The sequence below is a fragment of the Pseudomonas sp. DF5 genome (genome assembly GCF_058148225.1).
This window is the reverse complement of record NZ_JBYVYM010000002.1, coordinates 270,652-286,214: the sequence shown is the minus strand read 5'-3', so window position 1 is coordinate 286,214 and position 15,563 is coordinate 270,652. Positions and strand designations below refer to the sequence as shown.

The window sequence follows — 15,563 nt, the reverse complement described above, 5'->3', positions numbered from 1 at the left end:
ATTGGGCAAGTGTTGACCCATTTGCCCAATCTACAAAAACAATAAGAAAAGAGGCGAAAAAATGAGTCATTTAGCCTGTGTGTCCACCGATCAGGTTGTTCGCTCCGACCGGCTGATGAAGTGGAAAGAGTTCATGAGCGATCACTTGGGTCGCACGCCAGACTACATCAAGCGTCTGGAATCAACATTCATCGACCCGTTGCATAACAGCAACTTTCAAGGTCGGCTGGAATATGGCGATCTGGGTCAGCTCGGCTTCTGCCGCATGACCGCCAGTGCCCATCGCTACTCACGCCATCTGAGCAAAGCGGTCGACTCACCCGACACACCGCGCATGTTGATCCTGCAGATTGCCGGCGTCAGTCATTTCGAACAAGGCCGGCACAGCAGCGCGTTAGCCCCTGACGAGATGCTGTTGGTCGACAGCGGCCAGCCCTTCAGCGTCACCAGCACTCAAGGTTGCGAACATTTCATCCTGCTCTTCAAGGGGCTGGCCGGACAGCCACCGCAAGCGGGCGATGTTCACCTGAACGGGCGCAATGGATTGGGCCGCATGTTGATGCATCTGATCAGTGATGCCTACAGCCAGTACCCACTGCTCAACAACCATTCGGCCGAATTGATCGGCAACAGTATCGTGGGGCTTCTGGATAACGCCCTGAAGAACAAACAGGAAGAAAAGCAACTCGAACACGACTTCCGTTTCTTCAAGCAAAACCGCCTCAAAGCCTATATCGAACGTCACCTGGCCGACCGCGACCTGACCATCGAGCGCATCGCCAGCGTCGAGCAATGCTCGGTGCGCAGTTTGCACCGCGCCTTTCAGGAGGAGCTCGGCTGCAGTATCAGCGAATACATCTGGCAACGGCGCTTGTCGCGCTGCGCCGAAGATCTGCGCAGCCGGGAACATGCCCATCGCTCACTCACCGACATCGCCTTTGCCTGGGGCTATGGCAGCAGCGCTCATTTCAGCAGACAGTTCAAATCGGCGTTCGGCATGTCGCCCAAGCTGTTCCGCGATACCCAGGCCCGATCCTGACGCCACCTGCTGCTCGCCCATTGTGATGCGGGCGCACAACAGGCACTGACCCAGCAAAACACATTCACTTGGGAGGTAGATGTGTCCCACCACAAAGTCTGCGTAAAATACGGCGTCGTTTCCGGATCCAATACCAGACTCATTACCTCTGTGATTAACACCACCGGTGAATTGTGGTTCTCCTCTACTTTTTTCAATGCCTGAATGATCAACCATGAGCGGGAGCTCACGGGTCTCGCCTGTCTGGACAACGGCACTTTGCTGGCTTTGTCTGTCGGTCTCGCTGCTGATTGCCTGTCACGCGAGCGGCGCGCCCTTGCCGATCGAGCTGTATATCCCGGACGCCCCACCCCTGACATTCGTCGACGGCGCCAAAGGCCACGGCATGGTCGGTGAGGCCGTGATGACCGCCATTGCGAACGCCGGCTATGTCGCGCATGTCCAGGTGCTTCCCTGGGCCAGATCGCAGAAACACGTCAGCGAGAATCAGGACATCCTGATCGCCCCTTTGTCACGCACGCAGGAACGTGAAGATCGCTTCACCTGGATCGCGCCGATCATGCCCATGGAGCGTGCTTTTTTCAGCCTTGACCGGCCGGTGAGCAGCTTCGAGCAGGCGAAGCAAACCTACCGGGGGATCGGCGTCGGCCTGGGCAGTGCGCAGGAGGAAATCCTCCGTGAACAAGGCTTCAGCGACGAGCAGATCCACCCCCTGACCATTGGCGACAACCCCGCGCAGATGCTCTTGAAAGGTCGCATCGATGCCTGGTTCAACGGTGTCCCGGAGAGTCGATACATCTGGCCGAAAGTGTCTGAGCGTACACTGCACATGAGCCCCGTCATGAGCAGTGCGCAGCTCTATCTCGCTTGCTCAAAGCAGTGCTCCGCTCAACTGGTGCAAGACTTGCGCGCGGCGGTTGAAACGCTTCGCGATGACGGCACCCTGGCGCGCATACAAAAGCGCTATTTGTCGCCATAGGAGTTCTGAGGGCACGCGGCTAAACCCATTCAAGGCAGGCATCCCTCCTCCTCTGGCACCTGCAACCCCATGAACCGCCGCACTCGATGAGCCTCGGGCTGCTCGCGGATCGCCTGTGGCGAGGCATCCAGCTGAATGTGGCCGTTTTCCATGAAGATCACCCGATCGGAAATCGACAGGGCAAAGTCCATCTCGTGGGTGACGATCAGCAGGGTCATGCCTTCGCGGGCCAGGTGGCTGATGACCGTGAGTACTTCGCCGACCAGCTCCGGATCCAGCGCCGAGGTCGGTTCGTCGAACAGCAGGACATCCGGGTCCATGGCCATGGCCCGGGCAATCGCCACGCGTTGTTGCTGGCCGCCGGACAGTTGATGCGGATATTTGTGGACATGTGCCAACAGGCCGACCTTGTCGAGTAACTGGCAGGCGCGCTGTTCGCTCAGTGCCCGACCGACACCGTGATAACGAGGGGCAAGGCTGATGTTGTCCAGCAGCGTGCGGTGCGGGAACAGGTTGAAGTTCTGGAACACCATGCCGATGCGCCGTACACCCTGACGAAGCCGACGGCCATCCGGTTTGTCCTCGGCATTGATGAAGCCCTCCCCGAACAACAGGATTTCGCCCTGATCGATGCGCTCCAGGCCATTGACCGTACGAATCAGCGAAGTCTTGCCGGAGCCGGACGGGCCGATGATCGAAATCACCTGGCCACTTTGCACCTTCAGGTCGATGCCCTTGAGCACATGATGATCGCCGTAGCGTTTGTGCACGCCCTGCAGTTGCAGGGCCGGGGCGGCGCCTTTGGATGGCGGCTTGAGCTTGCTCGATAGCTTGCTCGATAGATCAGGCGCCAGACTGTCACGCAGCGCTTGTGTCGAGGCGTTGTCGAGGGTTTGCGGGGTCCGCAGGTTGAGGTCCAGGTAGCGTTCCAGACGCTGCAGGGCAAAGCCGAACAACGTGACGATCAGCACGTAGTACACACCCACCGCCGCCAGGGTTTCCATCACCAGGAAGTTCTGCGCATACAGGCGCTGGCCGACGGTCAACAGTTCGGTCAATGAAATCACCGAGATCAACGAGGTCAGTTTGACCACCGTGATGTATTCGTTGATCAAGGTCGGCAGTGAGATACGAAAGGCCTGGGGAATCACAATCAGCCGTTGCAGGCCGAGCAGGCCGATACCCAGGGCGCGGCCGGCTTCCTTCTGGCCCTTGGCGACCGAGATCAGCCCGCCACGATGAATTTCGGCCATGTAGGCGGCCTCAGTGACCACCAGCGCCAACAGACCGGAATAGAACGGTACCGACAGCACCGGCCCGGCACCGGGCAACATCTGCGGCAGGTTGTAGATGAAGACCACTAGCACCAGCAGCGGAATGCTGCGAAAGAACCAGACGTAGAGTGACGCCGGCAGGCGCAGCCAGGGCGAGCCGGACAGCTTGGCTGACGCCAGAACGAAGCCCAGCAACATCCCCAGGAACCAGGCCAGGGCGCTCAGTTCGATGACGGTCAGGCTCGCCGCCCAGAAGTCAGTCTTGGAGAACAGCGAAATAAAGTAAGACCAGTCGAATTGCATAGACACCTCGTGCACGCCGCGCCCTCGACCGAGGGCGCGGCTTCAGCCATTACTCGGAGACCGGTTCCAGGTCGTACTTTTTGAGAATGGCGGCGTATTCACCGTTGGCTTTGCTGTCAGCCAGGGCCTTGACCAGCGCCTGATAGGTAGCGTCGGCGTCTTTCTTCACGTAGATGCCCAAGGTCTGCGGATAAACCAGCTTCTGCGAGCTGACCACGACCCGCCCGTTGGTGCGTTGGGCGATCATGTGCGCGGCGCCGGCGATTTCCACCTGGGCCTGAATGTTCTTCGACAGCAGCGCCTGCGTCACTTCGGGAGCCGAGGGGTATTCGTTGACGGTGATCGCGCCTTTGTTGTTCGGAACGCAGTAGTCGCTGGACAACTGGTTGAACTTGGCGACCCAAGTGGTGCCCTGCTCCAGGCCGATCTTCAGGCCGCACAAGTCCTCGGGAACCTGCGGGCTCAACTCGCTGCCCTTGGGCACCATGATCGCGGCGCCGGTATTGGCGTAGGCGATGGTGCGGGCCTGGAGCTGGCGCTCGGGGGTGATGTACATGCCGGAAATGATCGCGTCGTAATGCCCGGCGTTGAGGCCGTTGATCAGATTGGGGAACTTGGTGTCGACGAAGTTGGCCTTGACGCTCATCGCCTTGGCCAGGGAGTGGGCCAACTCAGGGTCGGAGCCGACCACATTCTTGTCAGCGTCGTAAGACTCGAACGGTGGGTAGGTGATTTCCATACCGACCTTCAACACACCGGGGGTCGCGGTGCTGGCGAAGGCGGCGTTGGCGCAGAACAGGCCAGCGGCTAGCAGGCTCAGTTTGGTCAGGGCGAAGTGGCTTTGCATGGTGGGAAGCTCCGTGGGTTGTTTTTTAGGAATGAGAGGTGGTGTTCTTCAGATGGCCGAAACTCGATGGCTTTCGGGCCCGGGACGGCAGCTCAAGCTCGCCGTTCTCCACGCGCTTGCGCAGGTACTGGTAGGTCTGCAAGGCCTGGCTCCACATGTGCTCGCCAATCGCCAGCGCCTCGTATTCCCGGTCATCCCTGGCGAATGCCGGCAGCGGCTTGATCAGCGTGTGATAGTCGCAGGCGTAGAACAGCGGGAAGCTGTAGCGCTCCTGCGCGACCTTGCGCACCCGGTGGGCAGTGGCCACAAAGGCACCCGCGGTCATGACTTCCAGCATGTCGCCGATGTTCACCACGAACGCGTCGGGTAGTGGCGGCGCATCAATCCACTGCCCCTGATCATTGAGCACCTCCAGCCCCGGTTGATCGGCGTGCAGGATGGTGAAGCACTCGTAGTCGGTATGCGCGCCGATGCCCGGAGCGTCGACGACATCGGCGTCGAAGGGGTAATGGATCAGCCGCAATTTGGAGGGCGGGCGAGTCACCAGCGCGTCGAAGTACCCCTCCTCCAGCCCCAGGGCCAAGGCGAAGCCATCGAACAGCCGGCGGCCTAACGCGAACACCGCCTGATAGTAGTTCTGTACCGCGCTCTGGAAACCCGGCACGTCGGGCCAGTGGTTCGGCCCCAGCAGCGGTGTACGGTTGAGGAACAGCGGGTCATCCGCTGGCACTTCGAAGCCGATATCGAACGCTTCTTTGTGATCCGGCTTGCCCTTGGAATACACCTCCTCGCCTTCGGGCACGAAGCCCTTGTGGCTTTCCGAGGCGCCGATGTAGTGGCGCATTTTTTCTTCAAGCGGTTGCGCAAAATAATCCCTGGCCGCCTGGCGCAGGCCCTCGATCAGCGCCGGATCGATGCCGTGCCCGGTGATGTACAGAAAGCCCACATCGCTGGCGGCGCGGCCCAGTTGCTCGGCCACGGCCAGGCGGTGCTCCAGTTCGATGCTGAAGAGCCCGGCGATGTTCACCACTGGAATGCTGTTGAAGTTGGCTTGGGTTGGCGAGGTGTTACGCATGGCGGGCTCCTTCACGGGTGAAACGGTCGAAGTGTTCGCGCTCGGTCCGGGCCATCCACTGGTTCAAGGTCCAGAGGTCGGCCACCGGCATGTTGGTGAAGGGCAAGTGATGCAGATAACCGTCGGCACCGAACTCCGGGGTCAAGGTGCTGACCGGGTAGCCACGTTCGCGCTGAGAGGTCCAGACGGACTCCCAGTGACGCTGATGAAACGCCAATTCACGGGCATATTCCGGGGCGGCGGGATGGGGGACTTGCGGGCCTTGGTCGTAGCCGACCCGAGCCTGAATGTGGTGCACGCGTTCGACGAAGGCCGAAAGATCGTCGGCCGGATCGTCCAGCAGTCGCTCACAGCACACCACCCAGTGGCTGATGTCACTGGTGAAACGCAGGTCCGGCAGTTGGCGGATCAGCTCCAGAGTCACCCACGGGCTGTAAAGGGAACGGGCGCGATGGGTCTCGAAACTGCAGAACACGCCATGCCTGGCGGCCAGTTCCATGGCCTGGCCGAAAAATTCGACCTGCAATGCCTGCGGCCAGCGGTCGTTGCCTGCCAGCAGATTGACGAAACGTGGGGTCAGCTCCGAAGCCCAGCCCAGTTTGCGATCTATGTCGGCCAAGTGTTGAGTGGGCGTGGCGCTCTGGTCGGGCAATACATCGTAGGCACTGAACAGTGTGCAGATGTAGGGAACTTGATTACTGCGCAGGAAAGCGCCGAACTCGCCACGCTCATCGGCCTGCAGTGGCAGGCGCGCTTCCAGGCCATCGAAGCCGGCGGCGAGCAGTTCATCCAGGGCCTGTGCCTTGTTGGCGGTATAGCCCCATAACGTGCGGAAAATTTCTAGCTTCATGCATTCCTCTCGGCTGCGTCAGGCCACCCGCTGTCTGGGCTGGCGTTACTGGGCAGTCGAAAGAAGTTACTGCAGGCCGCGGCTCTGATGGCTGCGGTCCCGTGTGACGAATCCTAAGGCTACGGCGGCAAGCGATTGAATAGGCTGCAGCAAATAGTTAGTTCAGAAATTCATGAACTAATTTGCGACGAAAATCCTGTAGGAGCGAGCGGTGCGGCGATCCGACTTGCCCGCGAAGAACGATGACGCGTAACACCTGAAAAACCGCGGTGCATTCTTCGCGGGCAAGCCTCGCTCCTACAGGTTATGCGTCTTGACTTACTCGACCCAGAACAGAGCACGGCGGCTCTGCCATTCCCGCGACTGGTGCGTTGCTCGCCTGTGCGGCCTTCACAGCCCTGTAGCCATCAGATGCAATTCTCCTTCCACCGCGGGGTGACAGGCTGATCCGTTGTCGAGCACAAAGGCTGGCAAACAACTTGCTTAGGCTTCTGATCAGGCTTGAGCCATCAACACCGATGGTTTCGCAAACATTTCGGACAACGGCGTCCGCTCCCCTGCCCATTGCGGCAGGAGAGCGTGCGCCGTTTTTGCTTTCATCCCGGCATCAGAAGGAAATCCTCATGTCCGCTCAAGGAATGCACCCACCGGGTCACGCCATCGTTCATCTGCGCAGCGATGACGGCAAATCGCACCCGGCCGGCACATCATTCGCCAAAGCCTTGTTCGAACCTGGCAGGGCCCTGCTCGAACGCAGCAGGATCGGTTTCTGGTTACCGCTCGGTTTGGCCCTCGGCGCCTGCGGTCTCGCACTGGCCGAACAGGCCGCAAGCGCATTGACCCTGATACCTGGCGTGCTGTACCTGGGATGCGCCTGGCAGCTTCGCGAGCGTCATCAACGCCAGCTACAGACGTTCTGGGACACGGAACTCGCACAACTGTTGCGCAGTTCCCGGGATGCCGACCCCGCGACATTACTGGTGACCGCCAGCGTGCAACTGCGCAACAACGAACGTTTGCGCAGCGAAGTGCAGTTCGCCAGCCGTGCCCTCGAGCAGATGGCCCAACAGGCCCGCGACCAAGGTCAGGAACAGAGCCAACGCATCGCCATGATCGCCGCCGCCAGCGAGCAGATCGATCAGACTCTGCACAGCATCGACGCCCTGGCCCAAGGCGCGCTGGCAGCCTTTGCCAACGCCCATGCCCAGAGCGAAACCGGTTGCCTGGAAGCGCGCTCAGTGGGTGACAGCATGCGCGCCATTCAACAACGCCTGGGCCATACCGCACACGCCGTGGAAGCGTTGCTGCAGCGCACGACCGCCGTGGAAAGCACGGTCAACAGCATTCAGGCATTGGCCAAACAGACCCAGTTGCTGGCGCTCAATGCCTCCATCGAGGCAGCCCGCGCCGGCGAGCACGGGCGCGGTTTTGCCGTGGTCGCCGATGAGGTCCGCAGCCTGGCCCAGGCCACCGACCGGGCGACCCATGAAATCACCAGCGCCGCGACGGCGATCGCCCTGGCCGTGCGCCAGGTGGATGGCGAGGTCAAGGAACACCGCGATCTGCTGGCCGCCGGGAGTGAACAGAGCGAGCAGCTCGCCGCCAACCTCGACGACCTGGCGCAACATAGCCAGAGCAATCTGCAACAGCTCGGCGCCATGCAACAGGCGCTCAGCGAGCATCAGCTAGCCAATCATGCCCTCAGCGAACAGTTGCAACAGGTCAATGGCGCGGTGCAGGAACAGAGCACGCAAACCAATGCGCTGCACGACCTGACCCGTTATCTCAACCAGCTCACCGCCGGAAGCCGCCCATGAATCCAGCATTCGCCACAGCATTCGACGATGGGCCATCCCGCCAAGCCCGTCTGCCGCAGAGTGACACCGGACTAAGGCAGGCGCTGTTGCTCGGTCTCGACCTGCTGCAAGGACTACAGCAGCATCGCGGTCTCGGCGGACAAGTCACCCGCGAGGCGCAACAACGTTGCCAGGCATTGGGGCACGCGCTCGACCAACGCTGGAGGGAGTGGCCGTATTCCGCACAGTGCCAGGCCTGGAGTGCGTTACGCCGCGACCCGGCGGATTTCGATGGCCATTGCCGATTGCTGCAGGACCTGCTCGGCGCCATCCAGCACCTCGAACTGCAACGCTGTGCGCTCAGTCTGGCGCGCCCGAGCATCGCCGCGCGCTGCTGGGAACTTGAAGAGCTGGGACGACTGCGCGGGCTGTCGGTACGCGCCGCCGCCCATCGAAGTTGCCCATTGGAAATGCTGATTCAATTGCAGTACCTGCACGAACGCTTGCTCAAGCACGCTCCCCATTCGCTGCACACTGCGCTCGAACAACTGCAACGCTGCCTGATCGGTACAACCACCGTGTCCATCACTCCGGCGCAGTGCTACGCCCTCCTCACCCCATTGCTCGACGAACGCCTGGACGCTATCCGCCGGGATCTGGATTGAGGCTGCCGCTACCCGAACAGTGATCCGCAACAGCTCGTTCCTTTACCGTAGATTCGCTACTATGTTTGCACCGCTTTCCTTGTCGGCGGATTTCTTCACTCTGGAGCCCGAATGCCTAGTCAAAAGGACATCGCCGCCGAAAGCGGCGCACCGATGATTCCTGAACAGCGCCGTGAATTAATGCTGCGCCAGCTGCGCAAGCATCAGGTGCTGAGTGTTCATCAGTTGATGGAAATGTTCGACTGCTCGCACATGACCATTCGCCGCGATATCGCTCTGCTTGAACAGGAAGGCCGTGCTTACTCGGTCACTGGCGGCGTGCGCATCGCCAGCCAGCTCCACAGCGAGCCCAGTCATCAGTTCAAGGCGGTGGTCGAGTTGCCGCAAAAGCAGGCGATGGCCAAGCTGGCCGCGCGGCTGCTGCATGCTGATATGACGGTTTATCTGGATGCGGGGACCAGCACACTGGAAATCGTCCCGTACATCAAGGCGCTGTCGGGAATGACCGTGGTGACCAACGACTTCGGGATTGTCCAGGCGCTGATCGATGCGCCCCATGTCACGGTGATTCACACCGGCGGGCAACTGGATCATTCGAATCAATCGTGCGTGGGTGGGCTGGCGGTGGCCACCTTGCGTCAGATCGTCACCGATATCGCTTTCATTTCCACCAGCTCCTGGGATTTGCGTCGCGGCCTCACCACGCCGTCGGCGCTGAAGGTGGAGGTCAAGCAAGTCGCGATGCAATCGGCCTCGCAAGTGGTGCTGGTGGCCAGCAGTTCGAAGTACGGCACGTTCAGCATGTACCGGATCGCCGGGCTCGAGCAGTTCGACATCATCCTCAGCGACGACGCACTGACCCCTGCCGCGGCCGATAGCATCCGCAAGCAGGGTGTCGAACTGCTGTTGCCTTCCGATAACAACCTGTAAGGCGTTAGCGCGCCTTCCAGTCCCGCAGCCACTGCAAACCGGCCGACGTGTTTCCACGAGGCCGGTATTCGCACCCTACCCAGCCGTCATAACCCAACTGGTCGATCAGCTCGAACAGATAGGGATAGTTGACTTCACCCAGGTCTGGCTCGTGTCGATCCGGTACGCCGGCGATCTGGATATGACCGATGCCGGCGAAGTCCCGACGCAGTTTAGTCGCCAGGTCACCTTCGACGATCTGGCAGTGGTAGCAGTCGAACTGAACCTTCAGGTTACTGGCGCCCACTTCTTTGCAGATGGCTTGGGCCTGATCCTGGCGGTTGAGGAAAAAGCCCGGCATGTCGCGTGTGTTGATCGGTTCCAGCAGCACGGTGACACCGACCTTGGCGGCCTGCGCGGTGGCGTAGGCCAGGTTCTCCAGGTACACGCCGTGATGCCGCGGGCGATCGCTTTCCAACGGTAGCAACCCGGCCATCACATGGATGCGCGAGTTGCCCAGCACCGCCGCGTATTCCAGCGCGCGATCGAAACCGCTGCGAAATTCACTCTCCCGGCCCGGCAACGACACCGTGCCCCGCTCACCCGCCGCCCAATCGCCGGGCGGGGCGTTGAACAGCGCCTGCACCAGGCCGTTGTCGCTCAGGCGTTGTTTGAGTTCCTGGGCGCTGTAGTCGTAAGGGAACAAGTATTCCACCGCTTCAAAACCATCGGCGGCCGCGGCGGCAAAGCGATCCAGAAACTCATGTTCCGGGTAGAGCATGCTGAGGTTGGCAGCAAAACGAGGCATGGTAGCTCCTATGTATGTTTTTTGTAGGAGCCAGGCTTGCCGGCGAAGGCGCTCTTAAAGACGCCTTCGCCGGCAAGCCTGGCTCCTACAAGTCGACAGTTCGTTAGACAAACGGCCAGATCAGCAAGGTAATACCGAAACCCAGCGTGCCGAGCAAGGTGGTCAGCACGGTCCAGGTACGCAGGCCATCGGCCACGTTCAGCCCGGACAGCTTGGTGAAGATCCAGTAACCAGCGTCATTGATGTGGGACATGGCCAACCCGCCACCGCCCATGGCCAGGCACAGCAACGCCATGTGATTCGCGGTGAGGTTGAGGGTCGCGATCAGCGGGCTGATGATGCCGGCAGTGGTCACCAACGCCACCGTGGTCGAACCCTGAACCGCACGCAGCAGCATGGTCAGCAGAAAGCCCAGCGCGAGGACCGGCAGGCCGGTGGTGCGCAGCAAATCGGAGACGACGGCGCCGATGCCGGTATCCACCAGCACCTTGCCAAACACACCGCCGGCACCGGCAATCAGGATCACCATGGCCACACCTGGCAAGGCCGAACCGATCACGTCAGACACCTGGGTACGACTCCAGCCCCGACGCGAACCCAGCAACCAGGCACACAGCAAGGTGTCGATCAGCAGCGCCACCAATGGCGCACCGAGCACGGTCATGATGCCGCGCAAGACCGAGTCGGCAGGCAGCAACGAATTGGACAACGTCCCCAGCAGAATCAGAATGATCGGCAGTGCGATCAGGCTGACGATCATGCCAAAACCCGGCGCGGGTGCTGGCGGCAACTTGGAAACGATAGCGCTGGTGGACTCTTCCAGGCCCATGTGCGACGCGGCCACGGCGGCTCGTTCAGCACTCTTGCCGTTGCCATTGGCCCAGGCGACCAGGTCTTCGTTGGTGACATGCGGGCCATAGACTTCGGCGCGGATATCATCGGTCATCGGGTACACCCGACGGGTCATGCGCCCGGCCACGCGGTAGCCGACATAGCAGAGGAACGCCGTGATCGGCAGACCGAACATCAGCACCCGGCCAAGGTCGGCACCCAACTGACTGGCAGCGGCCACCGCGCCCGGGTGTGGCGGCAGAAAGGCGTGTACGGTCAGTAACGCCGCACACATCGGCAGCGCGAACACCAACAAGGGCTTGCGTGCACTGCGAGCAACGCCATAGGCCAGCGGCATCAGGATGATCACGCCGACCTCGAAGAACACCGGCACCCCGACCATGAACCCGGCGATCGTCAGCGCCAGCGGCGTGCGTCGATTGCCGAAACGGCTGATCAGCGTCTTGGCCAGCGCCTCGGCACCACCGGAGAGCTCGATGATCCGCCCGATCATCGCGCCCAGGGCAATGATGATCGCGATGTGGCCCAACGTCTTGCCCATGCCGCCTTCGATGGTGGCGACCAGGTCGGCCGGTTTCACCCCGGCCACCAGCGCCACCAGAATGCTCACCAGCATCAACGCCACGAACGGCTGGAACTTGTACTTGAGCACCAAAAACAACAACAGAGCGATCCCTAGCCCCGCGGTAACCATCAGAATTAACGGGCTCATTTCACAAGCCCTCCGCGCCGGGTGAACACAAGGGTGCTGCAACCGGGTCTGAAAATGCCGCAGTGAAGGTGAGTCATGCCTGGATGTCCTCTTGTTATTGTATTTTTCAGGCAAGCCGGGGTCGTGGGAGTCGCTGCACGTCTCCCGAACAGGGCCTGCTTTATCGGTCTATCGTGTTAAAAAACTTCAGCGCACTACCAGTGCACACCGAAGGCCGCTCGCAGCTCGTCCAGTGCTGCCTGATCGAGCGGTTCAGGCTTGGGATTGCTCATCAGCCACAGCCGCGCGGTTTCCTCGAGTTCTTCCAGGGCGTAACTGGCCCTGGACACCGAACTCTCCCAGACCACCGGCCCCAGCCGTTCGAGCATCACGCCACGAACGCTATTGGCCAGTTGTGCGACCTGTTCGGCAACCTTTGGCGAGCCAGGACGCTGGTAGCCGATCAACGGGATATGCCCGACTTTCATCACCTGATACGGCGTCAGTGGCGGCAAGATGTCGTTCGACTGCCAGACACCCGCCAGGGTCAACGCCACCAGATGAGTGGAATGGGTATGCACCACGCCACCGACACTCGGGTTGCGGTCGTAGACCTGGCGATGCAGCGCCAATGTCTTCGACGGCTTGTCACCGGAGACCCATTCGCCAGACAGATTGACCTTGGCGATGGTCGCCGGGTCGAGGCGGCCGAGGCACACGTCAGTCGGCGTGATCAACCAACCGTCGTCCAGCCGCGCGCTGATATTGCCGGCGCTGCCGACGGTGTAACCGCGCTCATACAGGCTGCGGCCAACGTCGCAGATTTCTTCGCGCAGGGCGTTTTCATTACTCACTGTGCACCCTCCGCCAATTGCTTCAAGGCTTTGCTGAAGAAATCCCGACCACCGAAGTTGCCTGATTTGAGCGCCAGGGCCAGAGGTTCATCGGTGCTGCTGACCGTTGCCGGCACACCCGGATCGATTTGCGCGCCGATCTGCAGCAGTTGCACACCCAGCGCCTGAACCACCGCGCCCGAAGTTTCACCGCCAGCGATCACGAAGCGCCGCACGCCGCTCTGACGCAGGCCTTGGGCTATTTCGCCAAACGCGTTTTCCACCAGACTGCCGGCCTGTTCGACGCCGAGTTGCTGTTGCACAGCCTTGACCTCGTCCGGTGCGCTGGTGGCGTAGATCAATACGGTTTGTTCATTGTTCTTGGCGAAGGCCAGAGCCTGGGCAACCACCGGTTCACCCGCCGCCAGGGCCAGCGGATCAATCCGCAATGCAGGCCGACCGGCTTCGAGCCAGGCTGAAACTTGGCCATTGGTGGCGATCGAAGCGCTGCCGGCCAACACTACTTCACCACCGGATACCGCTGGGAGTTTCGAGGCATCGAGGTCGCGCAATTTACCGGCGCGACGGAAGTTTTCCGGCAAGCCCAAGGCCAGCCCCGAGCCGCCAGTCAACAACGGCAAGTCGGCACAGGCGGTGCCAAGGGTGTACAGATCCTGGTCCGACAAGGCATCGGCAATCGCCATGCCGATACCTTGAGCCCGCAGTTCGGCGATGCGCCCACGCACCTTATCGGCCCCTTGGGCAATGGTGTCGTAGCGCAACAGGCCGACGTTCAGATGGGTCTGCGACTGCAGCACCCGCACCAGGTTGGCATCGGTCATCGGCGTCAGCGGGTGATGCTGCATGCCCGACTCGCTGAGCAGTTGATCCTGGACGAACAAGTGGCCGCGAAAGATCGTCCGGCCATTTTCCGGGAACCCCGGGCACGCCAGAGTGAAGTCGCCGCCCAGCGCCGCCAGCAGTGCTTCGCTGACCTGGCCGATATTGCCGGCCCCGGTGGAATCGAACGTCGAGCAGTACTTGAAGAAAATTTGCTCGCAGCCTTGCTCACGCAACCAGGCCAGCGCAGCGAGGGACTGCTCGACCGCTTCGGCGACAGGGATGGTGCGCGACTTCAGGGCGATGACGATCGCATCGGCATCGAGCCCGGCCGCCACTTCGCTGCTCGGAATGCCGATGCTTTGCACGGTGCGCATACCGCCGCGCACCAGCATGTTGGCAAGGTCCGTGGCACCGGTGAAATCGTCGGCGATGCAGCCCAGCAATGGGCGTGCAGGGGTTGTGTTCATTGGGCGTTCCTCAAACCGGCTCGGTCTTGGCAGTCGGCAACTCGATGCCGGGGAAAATCTTGATCACTGCCGAGTCGTCCTCACGCCCGAAGCCGGCACTGGAAGCCTGCATGAACATCTGGTGAGCGGTGGCCGACAGCGGCAGCGGGAATTTGCTGGCCCGTGCGGTATCCAGCACCAGGCCCAGGTCCTTGACGAAAATATCCACTGCGGACAATGGCGTGTAATCGGCCTTGAGAATGTGCGGCACGCGGTTTTCGAACATCCAGGAGTTGCCGGCGCTGTGGGTGATCACTTCGTAAAGCGCGTCGGCATCGACCCCTTCACGCAGGCCCAGCGCCATGGCTTCGGCGGAAGCGGCGATGTGCACCCCGGCGAGCAGCTGGTTGATGATCTTGACCTTCGAACCCAGGCCATGGCTGTCGCCCAGGCGATAAACCTTGCCGGCCATGCCTGCCAGGACGGCTTCGGCCTTGGCGTAAGCATCGGCCGGGCCGGACGTCATCATGGTCATTTCACCGGCAGCCGCCTTGGCTGCGCCACCGGAGATTGGGGCATCCAGATACAGCAAGCCCTGGGCGGTCAGGCGCTGGCCCAGGTCGACGGCGTAGGTCGGGGCCACGGTGGCGCAACCAATCACCAGGCTGCCAGGGCGCAACGCAGCGACGGCGCCACCCTCGCCAAACAATACGGTTTCGGTCTGCTCGGCGTTCACCACCACGGTAATGATCACGTCGCACGCCGCGGCCATCTGCGCGGGCGAAGAACACGCCACGCCGCCCTCCCCGGCAAACTGTTCAGTCACCTGCGCACGCACATCACAGGCATGCACATTGAAACCACTGCGCAACAGAGAGCGGGCAATGCCCAACCCCATCGCGCCCAGACCGACAACACCGACATTCTTGTTATTCATGGGGTACTCCTGAGGGAAGCAACGGCCTGTTCCACGCCGACAAAGCGCAGGTGACGGGCCGCGTTGTAAAGGTGGGCTCCGGCGACATGGCAGCGGATAGCCCAACACAATGGCAGCAACGAGCTGCTTGACACGGGTTGAGCAGATAATCCACCAATGAACAGATTATGTGAAGTATTTTTTCAAAATAACATTTTTTAACATCGACTCAGGAGTATGCGTCGCGATGACGCATTTCTGCAGGGGGTAAAAAGCCAGATTGCCATCAGATTGCCTTGCAAAAACACGATGAGCGTCTAAGTTCAGAACTATCTCTACAGGCGTAACCAAACCGTACATAAACCAGCCCTTCAGGCGAGAGAACCTATTGATCCAATACCGACCAGACGCTGCTTTTAATTACTGACACGGAATCA

General features: G+C 61.0%; 14 protein-coding genes. 5 read left to right on the top strand and 9 right to left on the bottom strand.

Going from position 1 to position 15,563, the window contains the following annotated elements:
* Positions 1-61: 61 nt before the first annotated feature.
* On the top strand, positions 62-1,039 hold the full coding sequence (locus AC30D7_RS03160) for a helix-turn-helix domain-containing protein (protein WP_490132995.1): 978 nt from the start codon (positions 62-64) through the stop codon (positions 1,037-1,039).
* 214 nt (positions 1,040-1,253) lie between these two features.
* Positions 1,254-2,018, top strand: a complete 765-nt coding sequence (locus tag AC30D7_RS03155; RefSeq protein ID WP_490132994.1) for a substrate-binding periplasmic protein — start codon at positions 1,254-1,256, stop codon at positions 2,016-2,018.
* A gap of 29 nt (positions 2,019-2,047) precedes the next feature.
* Here the strand turns inward: AC30D7_RS03155 and AC30D7_RS03150 are convergent, their stop codons facing one another.
* Genes AC30D7_RS03150 through AC30D7_RS03135 form a run of 4 tightly spaced genes read right to left on the bottom strand, consistent with a single transcriptional unit; the run spans position 2,048 to position 6,367 of the window.
* Positions 2,048-3,595 carry an amino acid ABC transporter permease/ATP-binding protein gene (locus tag AC30D7_RS03150; RefSeq protein ID WP_490132993.1) on the bottom strand — a complete coding sequence of 516 codons (1,548 nt, stop codon included), beginning with the start codon at positions 3,593-3,595 and terminating at the stop codon, positions 2,048-2,050.
* 49 nt (positions 3,596-3,644) lie between these two features.
* A complete protein-coding gene (locus AC30D7_RS03145) occupies positions 3,645-4,442 on the bottom strand; it encodes a transporter substrate-binding domain-containing protein (RefSeq protein ID WP_096480308.1) in 798 nt (265 codons plus the stop codon).
* Positions 4,443-4,467: 25 nt separating this feature from the next.
* Positions 4,468-5,517 carry an isopenicillin N synthase family dioxygenase gene (locus AC30D7_RS03140; RefSeq protein WP_490132992.1) on the bottom strand — a complete coding sequence of 350 codons (1,050 nt, stop codon included), beginning with the start codon at positions 5,515-5,517 and terminating at the stop codon, positions 4,468-4,470.
* Positions 5,510-6,367 carry a sugar phosphate isomerase/epimerase family protein gene (locus AC30D7_RS03135; protein ID WP_490132991.1) on the bottom strand — a complete coding sequence of 286 codons (858 nt, stop codon included), beginning with the start codon at positions 6,365-6,367 and terminating at the stop codon, positions 5,510-5,512. The genes AC30D7_RS03140 and AC30D7_RS03135 overlap by 8 nt, the downstream gene beginning before the upstream one ends.
* A 518-nt stretch (positions 6,368-6,885) precedes the next feature.
* Between AC30D7_RS03135 and AC30D7_RS03130 the strand changes: the two genes are divergently transcribed.
* The 3 genes from AC30D7_RS03130 (at position 6,886) to AC30D7_RS03120 (ending at position 9,758) form a co-directional block, all read left to right on the top strand.
* Positions 6,886-8,184, top strand: a complete 1,299-nt coding sequence (locus tag AC30D7_RS03130; protein ID WP_490132990.1) for a methyl-accepting chemotaxis protein — start codon at positions 6,886-6,888, stop codon at positions 8,182-8,184.
* An 86-nt stretch (positions 8,185-8,270) separates the two neighbouring features.
* The gene (locus AC30D7_RS03125; protein WP_019578696.1) at positions 8,271-8,828 is read left to right on the top strand and encodes a hypothetical protein; all 558 of its coding nucleotides are present in this window, start codon (positions 8,271-8,273) and stop codon (positions 8,826-8,828) included.
* 111 nt (positions 8,829-8,939) lie between these two features.
* Complete coding sequence (locus AC30D7_RS03120) at positions 8,940-9,758, top strand: DeoR/GlpR family DNA-binding transcription regulator (RefSeq protein WP_018928936.1); 819 nt, start codon at positions 8,940-8,942, stop codon at positions 9,756-9,758.
* 4 nt (positions 9,759-9,762) lie between these two features.
* Here the strand turns inward: AC30D7_RS03120 and otnI are convergent, their stop codons facing one another.
* From otnI to ltnD, 5 genes are all read right to left on the bottom strand, one after another.
* Entirely contained in the window at positions 9,763-10,545 is a 783-nt protein-coding gene (gene otnI, locus AC30D7_RS03115) for a 2-oxo-tetronate isomerase (RefSeq protein WP_490132989.1), read from the bottom strand.
* A 103-nt stretch (positions 10,546-10,648) separates the two neighbouring features.
* Positions 10,649-12,109 (bottom strand): GntP family transporter, encoded by a 1,461-nt coding sequence (locus tag AC30D7_RS03110; RefSeq protein WP_018928934.1) that lies wholly within the window; start codon positions 12,107-12,109, stop codon positions 10,649-10,651.
* A gap of 194 nt (positions 12,110-12,303) precedes the next feature.
* Positions 12,304-12,942: a 3-oxo-tetronate 4-phosphate decarboxylase gene (gene otnC, locus AC30D7_RS03105; protein WP_490132988.1), complete on the bottom strand. Its 639-nt coding sequence runs from the start codon at positions 12,940-12,942 to the stop codon at positions 12,304-12,306.
* Positions 12,939-14,231 (bottom strand): 3-oxo-tetronate kinase, encoded by a 1,293-nt coding sequence (gene otnK / locus AC30D7_RS03100; RefSeq protein ID WP_490132987.1) that lies wholly within the window; start codon positions 14,229-14,231, stop codon positions 12,939-12,941. The genes otnC and otnK overlap by 4 nt, the downstream gene beginning before the upstream one ends.
* A gap of 10 nt (positions 14,232-14,241) precedes the next feature.
* The gene (ltnD, locus tag AC30D7_RS03095) at positions 14,242-15,147 is read right to left on the bottom strand and encodes an L-threonate dehydrogenase (protein WP_018928932.1); all 906 of its coding nucleotides are present in this window, start codon (positions 15,145-15,147) and stop codon (positions 14,242-14,244) included.
* Between the last annotated feature and the right edge of the window lie 416 nt (positions 15,148-15,563).

What these genes read in the sequence shown, in the direction of transcription:
- AC30D7_RS03130 (WP_490132990.1), top strand. Translation starts at nt 6,886, where the DNA reads ATGGTTTCGCAAACATTTCGGACAACGGCGTCCGCTCCCCTGCCCATT.
- ltnD (WP_018928932.1), bottom strand. Translation starts at nt 15,147, where the DNA reads ATGAATAACAAGAATGTCGGTGTTGTCGGTCTGGGCGCGATGGGGTTG.
- AC30D7_RS03145 (WP_096480308.1), bottom strand. Translation starts at nt 4,442, where the DNA reads ATGCAAAGCCACTTCGCCCTGACCAAACTGAGCCTGCTAGCCGCTGGC.
- AC30D7_RS03135 (WP_490132991.1), bottom strand. Translation starts at nt 6,367, where the DNA reads ATGAAGCTAGAAATTTTCCGCACGTTATGGGGCTATACCGCCAACAAG.
- AC30D7_RS03150 (WP_490132993.1), bottom strand. Translation starts at nt 3,595, where the DNA reads ATGCAATTCGACTGGTCTTACTTTATTTCGCTGTTCTCCAAGACTGAC.
- AC30D7_RS03110 (WP_018928934.1), bottom strand. Translation starts at nt 12,109, where the DNA reads ATGAGCCCGTTAATTCTGATGGTTACCGCGGGGCTAGGGATCGCTCTG.
- otnI (WP_490132989.1), bottom strand. Translation starts at nt 10,545, where the DNA reads ATGCCTCGTTTTGCTGCCAACCTCAGCATGCTCTACCCGGAACATGAG.
- otnK (WP_490132987.1), bottom strand. Translation starts at nt 14,231, where the DNA reads ATGAACACAACCCCTGCACGCCCATTGCTGGGCTGCATCGCCGACGAT.
- AC30D7_RS03155 (WP_490132994.1), top strand. Translation starts at nt 1,254, where the DNA reads ATGAGCGGGAGCTCACGGGTCTCGCCTGTCTGGACAACGGCACTTTGC.
- AC30D7_RS03120 (WP_018928936.1), top strand. Translation starts at nt 8,940, where the DNA reads ATGCCTAGTCAAAAGGACATCGCCGCCGAAAGCGGCGCACCGATGATT.
- AC30D7_RS03140 (WP_490132992.1), bottom strand. Translation starts at nt 5,517, where the DNA reads ATGCGTAACACCTCGCCAACCCAAGCCAACTTCAACAGCATTCCAGTG.
- AC30D7_RS03160 (WP_490132995.1), top strand. Translation starts at nt 62, where the DNA reads ATGAGTCATTTAGCCTGTGTGTCCACCGATCAGGTTGTTCGCTCCGAC.